We start from the raw sequence: 2,301 nt of genomic DNA, 5'->3' as shown, positions 1-2,301 counted from the left end.
AGGGTGAAATCATCGGTGTGGCAGATGCCCGTCGCCTTGACCTCGACCAGCACTTCGCCGGCCCGCGGCCCCTCCAGCTGCACGGTCATCACTTCCAGCGGTTTTCCTGCCTGAACGGCAACGGCGGCGCGAACGTCCATCTTGATATCCTTCCTCTTAAATTGAATTCTGATGCTACATATTCGAAGGGACCGGCTTCTCACCGATCTGCTTTGCTGCGTCACAGCCGAGATTTTATGCTCTCGCCGTCGCGCTTTTCGTTCATCTCATGCTCATCGTCGCCAAAGATCCATCAGGTCTCCGGCTCAACCTGGCACCAGACCGCAAGCAGCGGCCGCGCCGTGCATCTTATCGCGAAGGATTGGCCGGCATCGTTCGCAAAGACCGTCCCGATAGCGGCAGAGAACCACTCGGAATCGCCAAGGCGGATTTCGCCCGGCGAAAGCAGAATGAAGGCGCGGGGCTGGGTCTGAACATGATCGGGGAACCGGGTGTAGCGATCCATGTAGATCACGCCGACCCTCAGATCGGCGCGCTCCTCCATGCCGCTGGGGCCGACCACGACCGCATGGGAATGCGTATCGCCGAAATTCAGGCTTGCAAACGGACCGGAGCGGCCGCGTCTCCACAGCAGCTTGTCGGCGAGACTACGGAACTGGCTGGCGATCGCCTCGTATTTCCGTCCCGACTTCGCAAGATGGTTGATGGCGTCATCAAGCCCTTCCGGCGCGCCGGGAAGAGACCCGCCCTCCGGGCGCACCTTGCCGGTCTTGAGCAGTCTCTGGAGAACCTTGCCCGCGACGAAGCTGGCAACGGCAGGAGCCTCCGCCGACAACATCAGTCCGCCGACATCGTTGAGGAATTCCTGCAACGGTCGCGAACGTCTTTCCCTCCCGATGTCGTGCAGCCGTATGTATGCCGGCTTCTCGTCATCGTTCAGAAGAAGGTCGGCACCAGGTTTGATTGGACGTCCCACGACGCGCGCCACGTTCGGTCTCCCTCGCTAGAGCGCCTTTTGCAATTCCGGCAGGGCGTCGAAGAGATCGGCGACCAATCCGTAGTCGGCGACCTGGAAGATCGGTGCCTCTTCGTCCTTGTTGATGGCGACGATCACCTTCGAATCCTTCATGCCGGCCAGATGCTGGATGGCGCCTGATATGCCGCAGGCGATATAGAGCTGCGGCGCCACCACCTTGCCGGTCTGGCCGACCTGCCAGTCGTTCGGGGCATAACCAGCATCGACGGCARCTCTGGATGCGCCGACGGCAGCCCCCAGTTTGTCGGCGAGCGGCAGGATGACCTCCCTGAACTTCTCCGCCGAACCCAGCGCGCGGCCACCGGAGATGATGATCTTCGCCGAGGTCAGTTCCGGCCGGTCGGAGTTGGAGAGCGCGTCTCCGATGAAGGTGGAAAGACCCGGGTCGGAAACCGCAGGGATCGCCTCGACGGCAGCCGAGCCGCCTTCGGGCGCAGCAGCAAAGGAGGCGGTGCGCACGGTGATGACCTTCTTGGCGTCCGTTGCCTGCACCGTCTGGATGGCATTGCCGGCATAGATCGGCCGCTTGAAGGTGTCGGCAGAGATCACCTCGATGATTTCGGATACCTGGGCGACATCGAGCAGGGCGGCGACGCGCGGCAGAACGTTCTTGCCGACGGAGGTCGCGGCGGCAATGATTGTGTCATAGGCGCCAGCCAGCGAAACGATTAGGTCGCCGAGCGGTTCGGCAAGGTTGTTGGCGAGTTCGTCGCTTTCGGCGAGCAGCACCTTGGAGACGCCGGCGAGCTTGGCGGCGGCATCTGCTGCAGGCTTGGCAGCCTTGCCGGCGACGAGAATATGAATATCGCCGCCGATCTTGGTGGCGGCCGTCAGCGCTTTGGCGGTCTGATCGGACAGGCTGGCATTGTCGTGGTCAGCCAGAAGAAGAATGGCCATGATGATATCTCCCTAGTTCTGGCTTAAAGCACGCCGGCTTCGTTCTTGAGCTTGTCGATGAGTTCGGCGACCGACTTGACCTTGACGCCGGCCTTGCGGCCGGACGGCTCTTCCGTCTTCAACACCTTGAGGCGCGGCGTGGTGGAGATGCCGAAGTCTGTCGGGCTCTTCTTGTCGAGCGGCTTCTTCTTCGCCTTCATGATATTAGGCAGCGAGGCATAACGCGGTTCGTTCAAGCGCAGATCGGTGGTCACAACAGCCGGAAGCTTGATCTCGATCGTCTGCAGGCCGCCATCGACTTCACGGGTCACCTGAGCCTTGCCATCGCCGATCTCGATCTTCGAGGCGAAGGTCGCTTGGGGCATGCC

3 protein-coding genes and 1 pseudogene are annotated in these 2,301 nt (G+C 61.7%); all 4 read right to left on the bottom strand.

Annotated features, from left to right (window positions below; genetic code table 11):
- A pseudogene (locus tag AC1ECN_RS38470) lies at nucleotides 1–140 on the bottom strand (S-(hydroxymethyl)glutathione dehydrogenase); the annotation flags it as partial.
- A gap of 152 nt (nucleotides 141–292) precedes the next feature.
- On the bottom strand, nucleotides 293–988 hold the full coding sequence (locus AC1ECN_RS38465) for a dimethylsulfonioproprionate lyase family protein (RefSeq protein WP_024324051.1): 696 nt from the start codon (nucleotides 986–988) through the stop codon (nucleotides 293–295).
- A 15-nt stretch (nucleotides 989–1,003) separates the two neighbouring features.
- Nucleotides 1,004–1,933, bottom strand: a complete 930-nt coding sequence (locus tag AC1ECN_RS38460; RefSeq protein WP_477956046.1) for an electron transfer flavoprotein subunit alpha/FixB family protein — start codon at nucleotides 1,931–1,933, stop codon at nucleotides 1,004–1,006.
- A 23-nt stretch (nucleotides 1,934–1,956) separates the two neighbouring features.
- The coding region (locus AC1ECN_RS38455) for an electron transfer flavoprotein subunit beta/FixA family protein (RefSeq protein ID WP_477956044.1) at nucleotides 1,957–2,301 on the bottom strand (345 nt) is incomplete at its 5' end.

It is taken from the genome of Rhizobium sp. 01N447_2 (assembly GCF_056399245.1).
This window is presented reverse-complemented; position numbering and strand designations above follow the sequence as displayed.